Origin of the sequence: Kitasatospora sp. NPDC086801, from assembly GCF_044745805.1 — a bacterium.
In the GTDB taxonomy this organism is placed as follows: domain Bacteria; phylum Actinomycetota; class Actinomycetes; order Streptomycetales; family Streptomycetaceae; genus Kitasatospora.
This window is the reverse complement of the sequence record NZ_JBIVAX010000003.1, coordinates 21850-38429: the sequence shown is the minus strand read 5'-3', so window position 1 is coordinate 38429 and position 16580 is coordinate 21850. Positions and strand designations below refer to the sequence as shown.

16 protein-coding genes are annotated in these 16580 nt (G+C 72.4%); 15 read left to right on the top strand and 1 reads right to left on the bottom strand.

The window, feature by feature from the left end; all coding sequences use genetic code 11:
* Positions 1-108 precede the first annotated feature (108 nt).
* The 9 genes from lepB (ACIPLC_RS05370) to ACIPLC_RS05330 all read left to right on the top strand — a co-directional run bounded on the left by lepB (ACIPLC_RS05370) (position 109) and on the right by ACIPLC_RS05330 (position 8913).
* Positions 109-1125 carry a signal peptidase I gene (gene lepB / locus ACIPLC_RS05370; RefSeq protein ID WP_400471305.1) on the top strand — a complete coding sequence of 339 codons (1017 nt, stop codon included), beginning with the start codon at positions 109-111 and terminating at the stop codon, positions 1123-1125.
* Positions 1126-1270: 145 nt separating this feature from the next.
* Complete coding sequence (lepB, locus tag ACIPLC_RS05365) at positions 1271-2026, top strand: signal peptidase I (RefSeq protein ID WP_400471303.1); 756 nt, start codon at positions 1271-1273, stop codon at positions 2024-2026.
* 112 nt (positions 2027-2138) lie between these two features.
* Positions 2139-2612, top strand: a complete 474-nt coding sequence (locus tag ACIPLC_RS05360) for an NUDIX hydrolase (protein WP_400471301.1) — start codon at positions 2139-2141, stop codon at positions 2610-2612.
* A gap of 55 nt (positions 2613-2667) precedes the next feature.
* On the top strand, positions 2668-2994 hold the full coding sequence (locus ACIPLC_RS05355) for a DUF2469 domain-containing protein (RefSeq protein ID WP_030056781.1): 327 nt from the start codon (positions 2668-2670) through the stop codon (positions 2992-2994).
* 243 nt (positions 2995-3237) lie between these two features.
* On the top strand, positions 3238-3723 hold the full coding sequence (locus tag ACIPLC_RS05350; protein WP_400471772.1) for a YraN family protein: 486 nt from the start codon (positions 3238-3240) through the stop codon (positions 3721-3723).
* 1 nt (position 3724) lies between these two features.
* Positions 3725-5575, top strand: a complete 1851-nt coding sequence (locus ACIPLC_RS05345) for a YifB family Mg chelatase-like AAA ATPase (protein WP_400471299.1) — start codon at positions 3725-3727, stop codon at positions 5573-5575.
* Between the two features lie 5 nt (positions 5576-5580).
* A complete protein-coding gene (gene dprA / locus ACIPLC_RS05340; protein WP_400471770.1) occupies positions 5581-6750 on the top strand; it encodes a DNA-processing protein DprA in 1170 nt (389 codons plus the stop codon).
* Positions 6751-7054: 304 nt separating this feature from the next.
* Positions 7055-8044, top strand: coding sequence for an RNA polymerase sigma factor WhiG (whiG, locus tag ACIPLC_RS05335; RefSeq protein ID WP_400471297.1), 990 nt, complete (start codon positions 7055-7057; stop codon positions 8042-8044).
* A 275-nt stretch (positions 8045-8319) separates the two neighbouring features.
* The gene (locus ACIPLC_RS05330) at positions 8320-8913 is read left to right on the top strand and encodes a TetR/AcrR family transcriptional regulator (protein WP_400471768.1); all 594 of its coding nucleotides are present in this window, start codon (positions 8320-8322) and stop codon (positions 8911-8913) included.
* A 49-nt stretch (positions 8914-8962) separates the two neighbouring features.
* Here ACIPLC_RS05330 and ACIPLC_RS05325 read toward each other — a convergent pair whose 3' ends face one another.
* Positions 8963-9697, bottom strand: coding sequence for a M23 family metallopeptidase (locus tag ACIPLC_RS05325; protein WP_400471295.1), 735 nt, complete (start codon positions 9695-9697; stop codon positions 8963-8965).
* 624 nt (positions 9698-10321) lie between these two features.
* Between ACIPLC_RS05325 and rpsB the strand changes: the two genes are divergently transcribed.
* From rpsB to rlmN, 6 genes are all read left to right on the top strand, one after another.
* Positions 10322-11239: a 30S ribosomal protein S2 gene (gene rpsB / locus ACIPLC_RS05320; protein WP_400471293.1), complete on the top strand. Its 918-nt coding sequence runs from the start codon at positions 10322-10324 to the stop codon at positions 11237-11239.
* A 129-nt stretch (positions 11240-11368) separates the two neighbouring features.
* The gene (gene tsf / locus ACIPLC_RS05315; RefSeq protein ID WP_400471291.1) at positions 11369-12208 is read left to right on the top strand and encodes a translation elongation factor Ts; all 840 of its coding nucleotides are present in this window, start codon (positions 11369-11371) and stop codon (positions 12206-12208) included.
* A 261-nt stretch (positions 12209-12469) separates the two neighbouring features.
* Positions 12470-13234 carry a UMP kinase gene (pyrH, locus tag ACIPLC_RS05310; protein ID WP_030056790.1) on the top strand — a complete coding sequence of 255 codons (765 nt, stop codon included), beginning with the start codon at positions 12470-12472 and terminating at the stop codon, positions 13232-13234.
* A gap of 98 nt (positions 13235-13332) precedes the next feature.
* The gene (gene frr / locus ACIPLC_RS05305) at positions 13333-13890 is read left to right on the top strand and encodes a ribosome recycling factor (protein ID WP_063347665.1); all 558 of its coding nucleotides are present in this window, start codon (positions 13333-13335) and stop codon (positions 13888-13890) included.
* On the top strand, positions 13890-15374 hold the full coding sequence (locus ACIPLC_RS05300) for a phosphatidate cytidylyltransferase (protein WP_400471289.1): 1485 nt from the start codon (positions 13890-13892) through the stop codon (positions 15372-15374). The genes frr and ACIPLC_RS05300 overlap by 1 nt, the downstream gene beginning before the upstream one ends.
* A gap of 104 nt (positions 15375-15478) precedes the next feature.
* Positions 15479-16579, top strand: a complete 1101-nt coding sequence (gene rlmN / locus ACIPLC_RS05295; RefSeq protein ID WP_400471287.1) for a 23S rRNA (adenine(2503)-C(2))-methyltransferase RlmN — start codon at positions 15479-15481, stop codon at positions 16577-16579.
* Position 16580 lies beyond the last annotated feature (1 nt).

Sequence of the window (16580 nt, the reverse complement as noted above, 5' to 3'; positions counted from 1 at the left end):
CCACGACGGGCAGTCCCGAAGCGTCCATGGTCGTGGTGAGCGTGGTGCCCGCTGTGCGGCACTGTGAGCGCGGGCGCGCGGGCGTCCGCACAGCAGGGAGGAGACGTTGTGGGGGATGTGGTGATCGGCGCCCGCTCAGGTGCCGGGGAGCCCGAGGGCTCTGGCCGTCGAGCGGCCCGGTCCGCCGAGTCAGGTGCGCCCTCGGCCTCGGTCGAGGACGCGGCGGCCCAGACCGCCGACGAGCAGGGCGACGGGGCGGAGGGCCCCACCGAGGGCTCCTCGAAGTCCCACCGGTCCGACGCCGAGTCGGCGGACCAATCGGAGTCGCAGGCCCCCGGCAAGCAGCGCAAGCAGCGTTCCTTCTGGAAGGAACTGCCGATCCTGGTCGGCATCGCGCTGGTCCTGGCGCTCGTGATCAAGACCTTCTTCGTCCAGGCCTTCTCCATTCCGTCGGAGTCGATGCAGAACACGTTGCAGGTCGGTGACCGCGTCCTGGTGGACAAGCTGACCCCCTGGTTCGGGGCGGAGCCCGAGCGCGGTGAGGTCGTGGTGTTCCACGACCCGGGCGGCTGGCTGAACGACGAGCCGACCCAGCAGAGCAACAACTCCTTCGTCCGGGGCGTCCAGGACGTGCTCAGCTTCGTCGGCCTGATGCCCTCGGCGAACGAGAAGGACCTGATCAAGCGGGTCATCGCGGTCGGCGGGGACACCGTCGAGTGCGAGGGCACCGGGCCGGTCAAGGTCAACGGCGTCGCGCTCAACGAGCCGTACGTCTACCAGGGCAACACCCCCTGCGGTGACCATCCGTTCGACCCGGTGAAGGTGCCCAACGGCCGGATCTGGGTGATGGGCGACCACCGCGCCGATTCGCTGGACTCCCGCTTCCACATGGACCAGCCGGGTGGTGGCACCGTTCCGGTGGGCAATGTGATCGGGCGCGCCTTCGTCGTGGCCTGGCCGGTCGGCCACTGGTCGACGCTCTCGGTGCCGGACACCTTCGACCAGAAGGGCCTGGCGGCGGCCGCGCCTCTGGCACCTCCCGTGGCCGGCGCGGTGGGCGCGGTCGCGCTGCTCCCGCTGGTGCGTCGGGTGCGGGACCGGAGGGACGGCCGGAAGGACTCCTGAGCTCCACCGGGTTCTCCCCAACCCTTGCGCGGGCCGTGGTACCGACGAGTAATCTGCTCGGACGTGCCACGGCCCGTCGGCCTTTCCGCCGGTGCCCCCGGCGTGCCAGTGGTGTTCTCCGGTCGGCCAGAGGTGGACGGTTTCGATGAGCGGTGTCGTTGATCAGACGGCCGACCACCCGGCTTCGCCCGCCCTTCCGGGCCGTCGGCTCGCAGCGGTGCTGCAGGGCGTGGCGATCGCGCTCGGGCTGGTGCTGATGATCGGCGGCTTCGCCTTGATCGCGATCGACTACCGGCCGTACAACATCCCGACCGCCTCGATGTCCCCCACGCTTCGGATCGGGGACACCGTGCTCGCCCGGAAGGTCGGCGGCGGGGCCGTCGGCCGGGGGGACGTGGTGGTCTTCCGGGACCAGGACTGGGGTGGCGAGCTCATGGTCAAGCGCGTGGTCGCGGTCGGTGGGGACACCGTCGCGGCCACCGGCAACGACCACCGGCTGACGGTCGACGGACAGGCGGTGGAGGAGCCGTACCTCGCGGCGCAGGGCCCGCAGGGCTCCTCGTTCAGCGTCACGGTGCCGCCGGGGCGGCTGTTCCTGCTCGGCGACAACCGGCTGGGCTCGCTCGACTCCCGCACCCACCTGGAGGTCGACGGCGGGACCGTCCCGGCCGGCGCGGTGGAGGCCAGGGTCGAGGCCACCCTGATGCCGTTCGGCCGGATGGGCGACCTCGGCCGGACCACGGCCTTCGACGGGCTGCCCGGCCCGAAGGCCGGTTCGTCCGGGCCGCTCCGGCCGGCCGCCTACGCGACCGTTGCGGGCGCGGCGTTGATCCTCGTGACTTCGGCGGTGGGCGGGGTGGCGGGCCTGGCCGGCCGACTCCGTCGGGGGCGCAGCTCCTGACCGCGGCCGTCGCGGCCCGGGCCGCTCTGCCGAACATCGCCCCGGACGGCCGCGCCGGGTGGCAGGATCGGTAGCGCCACCGACGCGAACGGAAGGAGCGTGGAGCGCTGCCATGACGGCACAACGGCGCAGGGCGGCGCGGATCCTGCTGCTGGACGGGCAGGACCGCATACTTCTCTTCCTGGGCTCCGACCCGGCGACGCCGGGGGAGACCTGGTGGTTCACGCCCGGGGGCGGCTTGGAACCCGGGGAGGACGTGCGGGAGGCCGCCGCGCGGGAACTCGCGGAGGAGACCGGCCTGCGGGGTGTGGACCTGGGGCCCTTGGTGGCGTACGGCACGGTGTCGTTCTCCTTTCAGGGACAGCGTTACGAGCAGGACCAGTGGTTCCACCTGGCTCGGACCACGGAGACGGGGCTCGACCACTCGGGGATGGGCGAGGAGGAACACGCCCAACTGCTCGCGGCGCGCTGGTGGACGGTCGAGGAGCTGCGGGGGACCGCCGAGTCGGTCTACCCGGTCGGACTGGCGGACTTCCTGGAGCGACTGCTGGCCGAGGGCCCGCCGGTCGCTCCGGTACGGCTCTGAGCGTGGGTGCGGTGGTCCACAATGGGTGGACGTGACAAGTTGAGGGGACGCCTGGATGAGTGCCGAAGATCTCGAGAAGTACGAGACCGAGATGGAGCTCAAGCTCTACCGGGAGTACCGGGACGTCGTCGGCCTGTTCAAGTACGTGATCGAGACCGAGCGACGGTTCTACCTCACCAATGACTACGAGTTGCAGGTGCACTCGGTGCAGGGCGAGGTCTTCTTCGAGGTGTCGATGGCGGATGCGTGGGTCTGGGACATGTACCGGCCGGCCCGGTTCGTCCGGAAGGTCCGGGTGCTGACCTTCAAGGACGTGAACATCGAGGAACTCGCGAAGAGCGATCTGGAGCTGCCCTCGGACGAGTCCGGCTTCGGGAACTGACGTTGGACCGCTCGGACCCGCGTTGTCCAGCGGAATTTCGCGCGATCGGGGCGTCTCACTCCTGCGGGTGACAAAAGTTATCCACAGGCCTGAGTTATCCACAGGGAAGAGGAAATTCCCGGCCCCGCCGTGCGCGACGGTGCAACCTCCACGGCGGAGGTGGTCACCGTGCAGAACACGATCACGAAGGACCAGGCCGTACCGGGTGCGGCCGTACTGGACCCGGCCGGAGCGGCCGGAGCCGTGCGCGACGGCACGCGGGACGGCGCCGGGCCGGGCCCGGGCCGCAGTGCCGGCGGCCGCAGTACCAACAACAACGGGCTCGGCCGCTACGGCGAGCGGGTCGCCGCCCGCCGTCTCACGGAGGCCGGGCTCCGCATCCTGGACCGCAACTGGCGCTGTGTCGAGGGTGAGCTGGACATCGTCGCCCTCGACGGCGACACCGTGGCGGTCTGCGAGGTGAAGACCCGCTCCGAGCGGGGCTTCCAACAACCCAGCGAGGCCATCGGCCAGGCCAAGGCCGCCCGGCTGCAACGCCTGGCGGAGCGCTGGATGGCCGAACGCTGGCCCGGCCACTTCGCGCGGCTGGCCGGTCCCGGGTACGACCCCGGGCCGACGGACCCGCACTGGCCGCCCGCTCCGCCCGGGGGCGTGCGGATCGACCTGGTGGCCGTGGTCAACCGGGCCCGGGGTGCGGCCCTGGTCGACCACCTGCGGGGGGTGGTCTGAGATGGCCTTCGCCCGTACCTGTTCCGTCGCGCTGGTCGGCGTCGACGGAGTGATCGTCGAGGTCCAGGCCGATCTGGAGCCCGGGGTGGCCGCGTTCGCCCTGGTCGGCCTGCCCGACAAGGCACTGTCCGAGGCCCGCGACCGGGTGCGCGCGGCCGTGGTCAACAGCGGTGAGGCCTGGCCGCAGCGCAAGCTGACCGTCGGGCTCAGCCCGGCCTCGGTGCCCAAGAGCGGCAGTGGCTTCGACCTCGCGGTGGCCTGCGCCGTGCTGGCCGCGGCCGAGCGGCTCGACCCGTCGTCCATCGCCGAGCTGCTCATCATCGGCGAACTGGGGCTGGACGGTCGGGTGCGGCCGGTCCGGGGGGTGCTGCCGTCGGTGCTCGCCGCGGCCGACGCGGGATACCGGCGGGTCGTGGTCGCGGAGCAGACCGCGCCCGAGGCCTCGCTCGTCCCCGGGGTGACCGTGACCGGCGTCCGCAGCCTGCGGCAGCTGGTCGCCGTCCTGACCGGCGCGCCCGCGCCGGAGGAACCGCCCGACCCGATCGGAGGCCGACCGGATCCGCTGATGGCCGGCCTGATGCTGCCCAGCGCCGGCGTCCGGGGACTGGCCGACGACAAGGCGGCGCGCCTCGACCTGGCCGACGTGGCCGGGCAGTACGAGGCCCGGCGTGCCCTGGAGATCGCCGCTGCCGGCGGACACCACCTGTACCTCAAGGGCCCGCCGGGTGCGGGCAAGACGATGTTGGCGGAGCGGTTGCCCTCGCTGCTCCCGCCGCTGACCCAGAAGGAGGCTCTGGAGGTCACCGCCGTGCACTCGGTGGCCGGGCTGCTCCCGGCCGGGCGCCCGCTCATCGACACGGCGCCGTACTGCGCCCCGCACCACTCCACGACGATGCCGGCGATCGTCGGCGGCGGCAGCGGTCTGCCGAGACCGGGGGCGGTCTCGCTGGCCCACCGGGGCGTGCTGTTCCTGGACGAGGCGCCGGAGTTCCCGGTCCGGGTACTCGACTCACTGCGCCAGCCGCTGGAGTCGGGCGAGGTGCTGATCGCCCGCTCGGCCGGCTCACTCCGGCTCCCGGCCAGGTTCCTGCTCTGCCTGGCCGCCAACCCCTGTCCGTGCGGTCGGCACTCACGGCGGGGCGAGGGGTGCGAGTGCACTCCTGCGATGGTCAGCCGCTACCAGGGGAGGCTCTCAGGGCCGTTGCTGGACCGGGTCGACCTCCAGGTCCAGGTCAACCCGGTGACGAGGATCGAACTCATGGAGCGGGACGTCACGGCGGAGAACACCGAGACCGTCGCGGCCCGGGTGCTGGCCGCGCGGGAACGGGCGGCGGCCCGGCTGGCGAACACCCCGTGGCGGACCAACGCGGAAGTCCCGGGCCATGAACTGCGGACCCGCTGGCAGCTCGCCCCCGGCGCACTGAACGATGTCGCACGCCAGTTGGAGCGGGGACTGCTGACCGCTCGCGGTCTGGACCGGGTGCTCCGGGTCGCTTGGACGGTCGCCGACCTCGCCGGTCGCGACCGGCCGGACCAGCGGGACGTACGCACCGCACTGGTCCTGCGTACCGGCGTCGAGCAGGGGCTGCCGCGGGCCGAGCGGGTCTACGGCCAGCTCGGTGGCATCCCGGCCCAGCGCAGCGGCCCGGTCGACGAACCGCCCGAAGGACAGGGCCGGTTGGGTCGGTTCGAGAAGCCCGATCACCCCGATCACCCCGGCTGTCCTGATCACCCTGGTCACCCTGATCAGCCGGACCGCCCCGATGCCCCCGGCCAATCCACCCGGTCCGGCTCCGCCAGGCAGTTCGGGAAACGCGACCGGCATCCGGCGAACGAGGACGGTGAGGCATGAACCCGATGAAGGCGCACCTTCAACCTTCCGGCGGGGCGGAGGCCGGGGCCGGGCCCGATCCGGAGCGCCTCGCCCGCGTCGTGCTCAGCCGGTTGAGCGAGCCCGGGGACGCGGTGATCGGCCGATGGCTCGGTCAGCTCTCCGCCGTCGACGCCGTCCGGGCGATCCGCGACGGGACGGTGCCCGCGCACCCCGGGCTGGACGGGCCCCGGCTCGCCGGCTACCAGGCGAGACTCCCCGGTCTGGACCCGGCCGAGGACCTGGAACGGGTGCGAGCCGTCGGTGGACGCTTCATCATTCCGGGGGACACGGAATGGCCCAGCCAACTGGACGATCTGGGCGACGGGCGCCCGATCGGGCTCTGGACGACCGGTACGGGCTCGCTGCGGCTGCTCGCGCTCCGCTCGGTGTCGATGGTCGGTTCCCGGGCCTGCACGGCCTATGGCGCCCATGTCGCGGGGGAGCTGTCGGCCCAACTGGCCGAGCGCGGTTGGGTCGTGGTGTCCGGAGCTGCCTACGGGATCGACGCGGCCGCCCACCGCGGGGCGCTCGCCGTCGGCGGGATGACCATCGGGGTGCTCGCCTGCGGGGTCGACGTGGCCTACCCGAAGGGGAACGCCGAACTGATCCGGCGGATCGGCGCCCAGGGGCTGCTGGTCAGTGAACTCCCGCCCGGGGAGCACCCGAACCGCTTCCGCTTCGTGCTCCGCAACCGGGTCATCGCGGCGCTCACCCGGGGCACCGTGGTGGTCGAGGCGGCGATGCGCAGCGGGGCGCTGAGCACGGCCAGACGGGCGCGGGACCTCAACCGCCACACCATGGGCGTCGCCGGGCCGGTGACGTCGGAACTCTCGGCCGGGGTGCACGCCCTGATCCGCAGCGGCGGCGCCACGCTGGTCACCGACTCCGCCGAGATCGCCGAACTGATCGGGGCGATCGGGGACGACCTGACGCCGCAGCGCAGCGGCCCGGTCCTGCCCCGGGACCTGCTGGAGCCGGCGGTAGCCAGGGTGCTGGAGGCCGTCCCGGCGACGGCGGAGGGCGCGCCGGTCGAGCGGCTGGCCCGGCAGTCCGGACTCCCTCCGGACGAAGTGCTGCAGCGGCTCTACGAGTTGGGCTCGCTCGGCTACGTCGAGCGGCACGGTGCGCACTGGCGCCTGGTGCGGAGGAGGTGACGGTCGGAACGAAGCGCACATCCGCTCCGTGGGATGGCGTGTCGGAATCGCCCGGCTGACCTGCCGATCCAGTTCGTCCGCTCGCGTGCCCGGATCCGGTGACACGAACGCCACCGGATCGGGGGACGACCGAGTGGCGGTAGCGCATTGCAGTGAGTCGGTCACGCTACGCTCCACATGCCTTCCCTATCAGCACATGACTCGGCAGAACGGCGCAGACCAACGCATGCCCACACACATTCCCGGACACAGAGTGACCGGTGGCGCCCGGTCCTCGGGAGGGCCGCGGACCGAGCGGCGCCCCGTGACTGAGTTCCCGCCCAAGGCGACGGGGACGATGGGAGGCCTGTCGCGCCAGGGCGGCCGACCGACGGCGGTGCCGGGCCAGCCCGCCGACGCGGCCGGCGCCGCCACCGGCGACGGCTCACCCCGCCCGATCGCCGCGGGTGCCCTGCCACCGGACGCCACCTCCCCGCCCGGCCCGGAGCAGGGGCCGGGGCCGGGACCGGGTGGTCAGGGCTCCGGGGCCCAGGGGCGCACCGCGCTCGAAGAGCTCTGGCGTTCCTACAAGGAGACCGGCGACCAGCGGTTGCGCGAGCAGTTGATCCTGCACTACTCGCCGCTCGTCAAGTACGTGGCGGGGCGGGTCGGGGTCGGCCTGCCCTCCAACGTCGAGCAGGCCGACTTCGTCTCCTCGGGGGTCTTCGGGCTGATCGACGCGATCGAGAAGTTCGACATCGGCCGTGCCATCAAGTTCGAGACCTACGCGATCAGCCGCATCCGCGGCGCGATCATCGACGAACTGCGCGCCCTGGACTGGATCCCGCGCTCGGTGCGGCAGAAGGCGAAGGCCGTCGAGCGGACGTACGCGACGTTGGAGGCCCGGCTGCGCCGGACGCCGCACGAGCCCGAGGTCGCGGCCGAGATGGGCATCGCGATCGAGGATCTGCACGCGATCTTCAGCCAGCTGTCCCTGGCCAACGTGGTGGCCCTGGACGAACTGCTGCACCCGGTGGGGGAGGGCGGCGACCGGCTGAGCCTGATGGACACCCTGGTGGACCACGGTGCCGACAACCCGGTCGAGGTGGCCGAGGATCGTGAGCTGCGCAGGCTGCTGGCCCAGGCGGTCAACACCCTCCCCGAGCGGGAGAAGACCGTGGTGACGCTCTACTACTACGAGGGCCTCACCCTCGCCGAGATCGGTCAGGTGCTGGGGGTGACGGAGAGCCGGGTGAGCCAGATCCACACCAAGTCCGTCCTCCAACTGCGCGCGAAGCTATCGGACATCCGGTAGCGCGGGCCGGGACCGACCGCCCGGCCCGGGCAGCCTCCGGGCCGTGACCCCGACCGCATCCCCGGGCGGCACATGCCCGGCCGCATCCCCGGGCCGCACGCGCCTGGCCGTAACCCCGGGCCGAATCCCCGGGCCGAATCCCCGGTTCGCGCGCCCGCTCGCACGCCTCGCCGCACGCCCGCACACCCGTGCTCCCTGCCCAAATACGCGGCGCCGTACCGGCCGCAGGTAGGGCTCCGTACAGTGGGAGCGTGCCGAAGATCCGAGCGGCCACGGTGGCCGAGCATCGCCAGCTGCAGCGGGCAGCCCTCCTTGACGCTGCCCGCACCCTGCTCACGGAGGGCGGGATGGAGGCGCTGACCTTCCCCGCGCTCGCTGCGCGCACCGCCCTGGCGCGCTCCTCGGTCTACGAGTACTTCCGCTCCAGGGCCGCCGTGGTCGAGGCGCTCTGCGAGGTGGACTTCCCGCTCTGGGCGGCCGAGATCGAGGCCGGGATGGAGAGCTGCGACAGCGCGGCCGACCGGATCGAGGCGTACGTCCGTGGCCAGCTGGCGTTGGCCGCCGACCCGCGCCACCGGGCGGTGGTGGCGATCTCCGCGCTCGAACTCGACGAGGCCGCGCGCGAGCGCATCCGGGCGGCGCACGGCAAGCTGGTCGGCCTGGTCGTCCAGGCCCTGGAGGATCTCGGGCACACGCAGCCCCGGCTCGCCGCGGCGCTGCTCCAGGGTGTCGTGGAGGCCGCCGTGCGCCGGGCCGAGCACGTGGCCGCCGGGGACCGCGCCGGGTGCGCGGCGGCCGAGCGCCCCGAGCTGATCGCGGACGCCGCTGTGGCCATGGCCCTGCACGGCCTCGACCGAGCCCGAGCCTGAGCCGCCACGCCAACCGGCCCGGTTCAGCTGCTTCGTCCGGTTCCTCAGGTCACCCAGCGCCGCCCAACGGCAGCAGCCGCGCCGCTCCCGCGCCGAACAGGGCCAGCGGGTCGAGGTAGCGCCCGCCGCGCAGCAGCCCCCAGTGCAGGCAGTCCCGCGTGGGGCAGTGTCGTCCGTCGGGGGCGAGCCGCCCGATCACCTGCCCGGCGGATACCTCGGTGCCGACCGGGGCGGTGCCGGCGACGGGCAGGTAGGTGGTCCGCAAGGGGGGAGATCCCGAGCCGGGGTGGGTGACGGTCACCACCGGACGCCCCGCCACCAGCCCGGAGAACGTGACCACCCCGGCGGCAGCCGCCCGCACCTCCGCCCCGGGCGCGGCGGCGAGGTCCACTCCTCGGTGTCCGGCGGCCCAGGGCGTGGCCGGTGGCTGGAACCGCCCGAGCACCCCGCCGGGCCCGCCCACCGGCCAGGCCCGCGCGCCACCCGAACCGGTCCGGCCGGCCTCGCCGCCCTCGTCAGCACCCCCGCCAGTACTTCCAGCACTCCTGTCCGGACCTGGGCCGACGCCCCCGCTGGGTGCGGCGCCCCGCGCCGCACTGCCCGAGACCAGCAGCACCAGGGCCACCAGTACGGCGATCAGCCCCCGCAGCACACCGTACGAGCCCGGCCCCAACCGGCCCGCCCCCAACCGGCCCGCCCCCAACCGGCCCGCCCCCAACGAGCCCGCCCCCAACCAGGCCGGGCCAGCGGCGGACGGAACCGGGCACCCGGCGCGAGCAGTCATGCCCCGAGGCTCGCTGCGCCGCCGCCCCGGCACCACCCACTTCCGGACTCCTGTGGACAAACCGCCCTCGTGGCCTGACCCCACCCCTCCAACGGGTGTACGGATGCCGCCATCCGGTGTACAAGCGGCGTAGCCGCGACGCTTCCACGGCTCGGCCGCCCCGCGCTCCGCACCCCTGCCCCGCGGCCCGGCCGCCCCGCTCCCGCCCCGCCTCCGCCCCGCTCCCGTCCCGCCTCCGCCCGGCTCCCGCCACCGTGGACCCGCCCGCTGAGGGCCCCCGCCAGCCGCGGAGTCGCCCGCCCCGCGGCGCTTCCCGTACACTTCACACGCGACCCGGTCCGCCGGGTCGACTTCGCACGCCCCGCCACCGGTGGACGGACGCGGCCCGGCCGCTGCCCCCGCCAGGTGCGAGTGCCGCTCGGTCCGCCGAGCCCGCCTGGTCTCCGGACCGTGCGGGTTCAAGCGGCTCGGCACGTTCGGGGCGTCAGGCGTGGCTGTCACCTGGCTGCCACGGACAAACCGAGCCTGACCCGGCCGGACGCACCGCGCGAGCGGGGAGCGCCACCGCGCGAACCCGCCGTCCGTTGCGCGACCGCCGGGCCGTAACACCTGAGGAGCACGGCCATGGCCGTCGTCACGATGCGGGAGCTGCTGGAGAGCGGCGTCCACTTCGGTCACCAGACCCGCCGTTGGAACCCGAAGATGAAGCGCTTCATCATCACCGAGCGCAACGGCATCTACATCATCGACCTCCTGCAGTCGCTGAACTACATCGACCGCGCCTTCGAGTTCATCAAGGAGACCGTTGCCCACGGCGGCAGCGTCCTCTTCGTCGGCACGAAGAAGCAGGCCCAGGAGGCCATCGCCGAGCAGGCCACCCGCGTGGGCATGCCCTACGTGAACCAGCGCTGGCTCGGCGGCATGCTGACCAACTTCTCGACCGTCTACAAGCGCCTGCAGCGCCTGAAGGAGCTCGGCGAGCTGGACTTCGCGGACGTGGCCGGTTCCGGCCTCACCAAGAAGGAGCTCCTGGTCCTCCAGCGCGAGCACGACAAGCTGGAGAAGACCCTCGGCGGTATCCGCGACATGCAGCGCGTTCCCAGCGCCGTGTGGATCGTGGACACCAAGAAGGAGCACATCGCGGTCGGCGAGGCCCGGAAGCTCAACATCCCGGTCGTCGCCATCCTCGACACCAACTGTGACCCCGACGAGGTCGACTACAAGATCCCGGGCAACGATGACGCGATCCGCTCCGTCACCCTGCTGACCCGCGTGATCGCCGACGCCGTGGCCGAGGGTCTGAAGTCCCGCGCCGGTGTCGCCAAGGGCGACGTCAAGGCCGAGCCGGGCGCCGACCAGCCGCTGGCCGACTGGGAGAAGGACCTCATCGAGGGCGAGAAGAAGGCCGAGGAGGCCCCCGCCGCCGCCGAGGCCCCCGCTGCCGAGGCCCCCGCTGCCGAGGCTCCGGCCGAGGAGGCCCCCGCTGCCGAGGCGCCCGCCGCCGAGGCCCCGGCCACCGAGGCGCCGGCCGAGCAGGCCTGACGTACCAAGGGTGAGGGGCACCCGCCGGTGCGACACCGGTAGGTGCCCCTCTCTCCCGCGCCGGGACCGAACCATCGGTCCCGGCGTCTCCCCACGCAGACACGCGAGACGCGAGAAGAGATTCACACCATGGCGAACTTCACCGCCGCGGACGTCAAGAAGCTCCGTGAGCTCACCGGCGCCGGCATGATGGACTGCAAGAAGGCCCTGGACGAGGCCGAGGGCAACGTCGAGAAGGCCGTCGAGCTCCTGCGCATCAAGGGCCAGAAGGGCGTTGCCAAGCGCGAGGGCCGTGACGCCTCCAACGGCGCCGTCGCCGCGCTGATCGCCGAGGACAAGACGTCCGGCGTTCTGGTCGAGCTGAACTGCGAGACCGACTTCGTCGCCAAGGGTGACAACTTCGTCAAGGTCGCCGACGCGATCGCGGCTCACGTGGCCAAGACCGCCCCGGCCGACCTGGACGCCGCTCTGGCGTCCGAGATCGAGGCCGGCAAGACCGTCCAGCAGTTCGTCGACGAGGCCAACGCGACCCTGGGCGAGAAGATCGTCTTCCGTCGCTTCGCCCAGTTCGACGGTGACGGCTTCGTCGCGGTCTACCTGCACAAGACCAGCCCCGACCTGCCGCCGGCCGTCGGCGTCCTGGTCGAGCTGGACAAGGAGAACGCCGAGGTCGCGAAGGACGTCGCGCAGCACATCGCCGCGTTCGCGCCGAAGTTCCTGTCCCGCGAGGACATCCCGGCCGAGGACCTCGAGAACGAGCGTCGCGTCGCCGAGGCCACCGCCCGCGAGGAGGGCAAGCCCGAGGCCGCCCTGCCGAAGATCGTCGAGGGCCGCGTCACCGGCTTCGTCAAGGAGAACTCCGTCCTGGAGCAGGCCTTCGCGAAGGACAACAAGAAGACCGTCGCCAAGGTCCTCGAGGAGAACGGCGTCGCCCTCAAGCGCTTCGCCCGCTTCCGCGTCGGCGCCTGAGCCACGTTCCACCTGGTCCCCGGCACCCTTACGCTGGGAACCGCCCCCGCCCGTTGACCAGGGCGGGCGGAACGCCGAACGGGCTCACCCAGTGCCAGCCGTCCACGGGCGGGCCGCGTCGGCACCATGAACGACGAGGAGGCCATTGCCGTGCAGGACACCGAACCGGTTCCCGCGGCAGTGGCCTCCTCTCGCGTACGCGCAGGCCGGGCATCCGCACACCCGCGCCTGTGAGCCAGTAGGTGCAAAAAGGAGAAGTCCATGCAGGAGACGCAGGAGACCGCGCAGGACCCCAAGGCCGGCTCGCGCCGCCGGGTGCTGCTCAAGCTGTCCGGTGAAGCCTTCGCCGGTGGTGGCGGACTCGGCGTCGACCCGGACGTCGTGCACGCGATCGCCCGGGAGATCGCCACCGTCGTCCGTGCCGGTACCGAGGTCGCGGTGGTCATCGGCGGCGGCAACTTCTTCCGTGGCGCCGAGCTGCAGGTCCGCGGCATGGACCGGGCGCGGTCCGACTACATGGGCATGCTCGGCACCGTGATGAACTGCCTGGCGCTGCAGGACTTCCTGGTCAAGGAGGGCATCGAGACCCGGGTCCAGACCGCGATCACCATGGGCCAGGTCGCCGAGCCGTACCTGCCGCTGCGGGCCGTCCGGCACCTGGAGAAGGGCCGGGTGGTGATCTTCGGCGCCGGTATGGGCATGCCGTACTTCTCGACCGACACCACCGCCGTCCAGCGGGCCCTGGAGATCCACGCCGACGTCCTGCTGATGGGCAAGAACGGCGTGGACGGCGTCTACGACTCCGACCCCCGGACCAACCCGGACGCGGTGAAGTTCGACGCGCTGGAGTACTCCGAGGTCATCGCGCGCGACCTCAAGGTCGCCGACCTCACCGCGATCACGCTGTGCAAGGACAACAACCTCCCGATGCTGGTCTTCGAGCTGCTGGCGGAGGGCAATATCGCGCGCGCGGTGAAGAGTGAGAAGATCGGCACACTCATCAGCCAGGATTCTGTCCGGGCCTGAGCAGCAATCAGCCGTACGGGACGGCGCCGTCGCCGTGACCGGCCTCGACGCCGACACCGGTCGGGACAATCGCAGATGAACCGGACAGGGAGATCACAGTGATCGAAGAGACCCTCCTCGAAGCCGAGGAGAAGATGGAGAAGGCCGTCGCCGTCGCCAAGGACGACTTCGCCGCCATCCGCACCGGCCGTGCCCACCCGGCGATGTTCGCCAAGATCGTCGCCGAGTACTACGGCACCGTGACGCCGATCAACCAGCTGGCTTCGTTCTCGGTGCCGGAGCCCCGGATGGCGGTCGTCTCGCCGTTCGACAAGACCGCGCTGAAGGCGATCGAGCAGGCGATCCGCGACTCCGACCTGGGCGTCAACCCGTCCAATGACGGCTCCCTCATCCGGGTGGTGCTGCCCGAGCTGACCGAGGAGCGCCGCCGGGAGTTCATCAAGGTGGCCCGGGGCAAGGGCGAGGACGCGAAGGTCTCGATCCGCGCGGTGCGCCGCAAGGCCAAGGACGCCATCGACAAGCTGGTCAAGGACGGCGAGGTCGGCGAGGACGACGGCCGCCGTGCCGAGAAGGAGCTCGACGACACCACGGCCAAGTACGTGGCCGCCGTCGACGAGCTGCTGAAGCACAAGGAAGCCGAGCTGCTCGAAGTCTGATGAACGACGCCCCTGACGCCCCTGGCTACTGGGGCCCGTCCGACCAGCAGTTCCAGCCCTACCGCCCGGCGCCGCAGCCCCGGCCGCAGGCTCCTCTGCAGCAGGCGCACCCGGCGCCGGAGTACGGCGAGTACCCGGCGCCGCCGCAGGTCCGGGGTTACCCCGGCCACCCGGGCGGCCAGACCGCCTCCCCGGGTGCGCCGGGCGGCGCACCGGGTGACCCCGGCCACCGTTCGGATCACTCGCAGCAGCCTCCGGTGTACTGGGGCGGCGACGCGGAGGAGACTCAGGTCATGCCTCCCGTACCGGCGGGCCCCGGCCCGTTCCCCGGCGTGCCGGACCAGGGCCCGCCGGCGGGCTCCGGCCGGTCGGGCGGCCCCGCCGCCGGCCAGCCCCGGGAGGCCGGTCGGCTGAGCGGCCCGCTGTTCCGGGACGACCGGTCCGGGGCGGCGGTGCCGGGTGTGACGGAGACGGTCGTGCTGCGCGCGATAACCGATGACGCAACCCCCGGCCGCGGCGCCCCGCCGCACCCCGGGGCCCCGGTGCCTCCCGTGCCGCCGTCGAGCCACCCGGCGGCCGGGCAGCCCCACTTCGTGCCGTCGTCCCATCCAGGGCAGGAGACACCCGTGGCCGCCCAGTCCGCCCCGCAGCCGCAGCCGCAGCCGCGCAAGCAGCGCGGTGGCCGTAACCTCCAGGCCGCGATAGGCGTGGGCGTCGGTCTCGGTGTGGTGATCATCGCCTCGCTGTTCGTGGTGAAGGCGCTGTTCCTGTTCGTCGTGATGGCCGCGGTGTCGGTCGGCGTCTGGGAGCTGACCAGCCGGCTCGCCGAGCGCAAGCAGATCAAGGCGCCGTTGGTCCCGCTGGTCGTGGGCGGCCTCGCCATGATCGCCACCGGCTACTGGGCCGGCGTGCAGTGGGCCGCGGCCTCGCTCGCGCTGACCGGGCTGGCGGTGATGGTCTGGCGGATGGCCGAGCCGCCGGAGAACTACCTGCGGGACATAACGGCCGGGGTGTTCACCGCCTTCTACGTGCCGTTCCTGGCCACCTTCGTGGCGATGATGCTGGCGGCCGACGACGGCCCGCAGCGGATCGTGCTGTTCCTGATCGTCACGATCTGCAGCGACACCGGTGCCTACGCCGTGGGCTACAAGTTCGGCAAGACCAAGCTCGCCCCGACGATCAGCCCCGGCAAGACCCGCGAGGGCCTGGCCGGCGGCATCGGCCTGTCGATGCTGGCGGGCGCCGTGCTGATGGAGCTGATCATCGACGGCGGCAGCTGGTGGCAGGGCCTGATCCTGGGCGGCTGCGCGGCGGTCACCGCGACCCTGGGCGACCTGGGCGAGTCGATGATCAAGCGTGACCTCGGCATCAAGGACATGGGCACGCTGCTGCCCGGCCACGGCGGCATCATGGACCGGCTGGACTCGCTCCTGCCGACCGCCCCGGTGGTCTGGCTGCTGCTGGCGGCCTTCGTCGGCAGTTAGACCCCGCCTCCGGCCGCGAGCGGCGGAAGGGCCCCGGACGCCTGCGCGTCCGGGGCCCTCGCACGTCCTGGCCTGCGTCTGGCGTCTGCGACACTGGATGAACCATGCCTAAGCCCGGAGAACTCACCTTTGTCGCGCCGCGCGGCGCCAAGCCCCCGCGACACCTCGCCGACCTGAGCCCCGCCGAGCGCAAGGAGGCCGTCGCCGAGCTGGGCGAGCAGCCGTTCCGCGCCAAGCAGCTCTCCAACCACTACTTCGGCCGGATGTCGAACGACCCGGCGGAGTGGACGGACATCCCCGCCGCCAGCCGGGAGAAGCTCACCGGGAGCCTGCTGCCCGAGCTGATGTCGGTGGTGCGACACGTCTCCTGCGACGACGACACCACCCGCAAGACGCTCTGGAAGCTCTTCGACGGCACGCTCGTCGAGTCGGTGCTGATGCGCTACCCGGACCGGGTCACCATGTGCATCAGCTCGCAGGCGGGTTGCGGCATGAACTGTCCGTTCTGCGCGACCGGCCAGGCCGGGCTGACCCGCAACCTGTCCACCGCCGAGATCGTCGAGCAGATCGCCGCCGGGATGCGCGCGCTCAAGGCCGGCGAGATTCCCGGCGGCGAGGCGCGGCTGTCCAACGTGGTCTTCATGGGCATGGGCGAGCCGCTGGCCAACTACAACCGGGTGCTGGCCTCGATCCGCCGGCTGACCGACCCGGCGCCGGACGGCTTCGGCCTGTCCCAGCGCGGCATCACGGTGTCCACCGTCGGCCTGGTCCCGGCGATGAACCGGCTGGCCGACGAGGGCCTCAGCTGCCGCCTGGCGCTGTCGCTGCACGCCCCGGACGACGAGCTGCGCGACGAGCTGGTGCCGGTGAACACCCGCTGGAAGGTCGCCGAGGTGCTGGACGCCGCGTGGAACTACGCGGAGAAGTCCGGTCGGCGGATCTCCATCGAGTACGCGCTGATCAAGGACATCAACGACCAGGCGTGGCGGGCGGACCTGCTCGGCCGGCTGATCAAGAACCACCGGGTGCACGTCAACCTGATCCCGCTGAACCCGACGCCGGGCTCCAAGTGGACCGCCTCCCGGCCCGAGGACGAGCGCGAGTTCGTCCGCCGGCTCCAGTCGCACGGGGTGCCGACGACCGTCCGCGACACCCGCGGCCAGGAGATCGACGGCGCCTGCGGCCAGCTCGCCGCGGCGGGCTGAG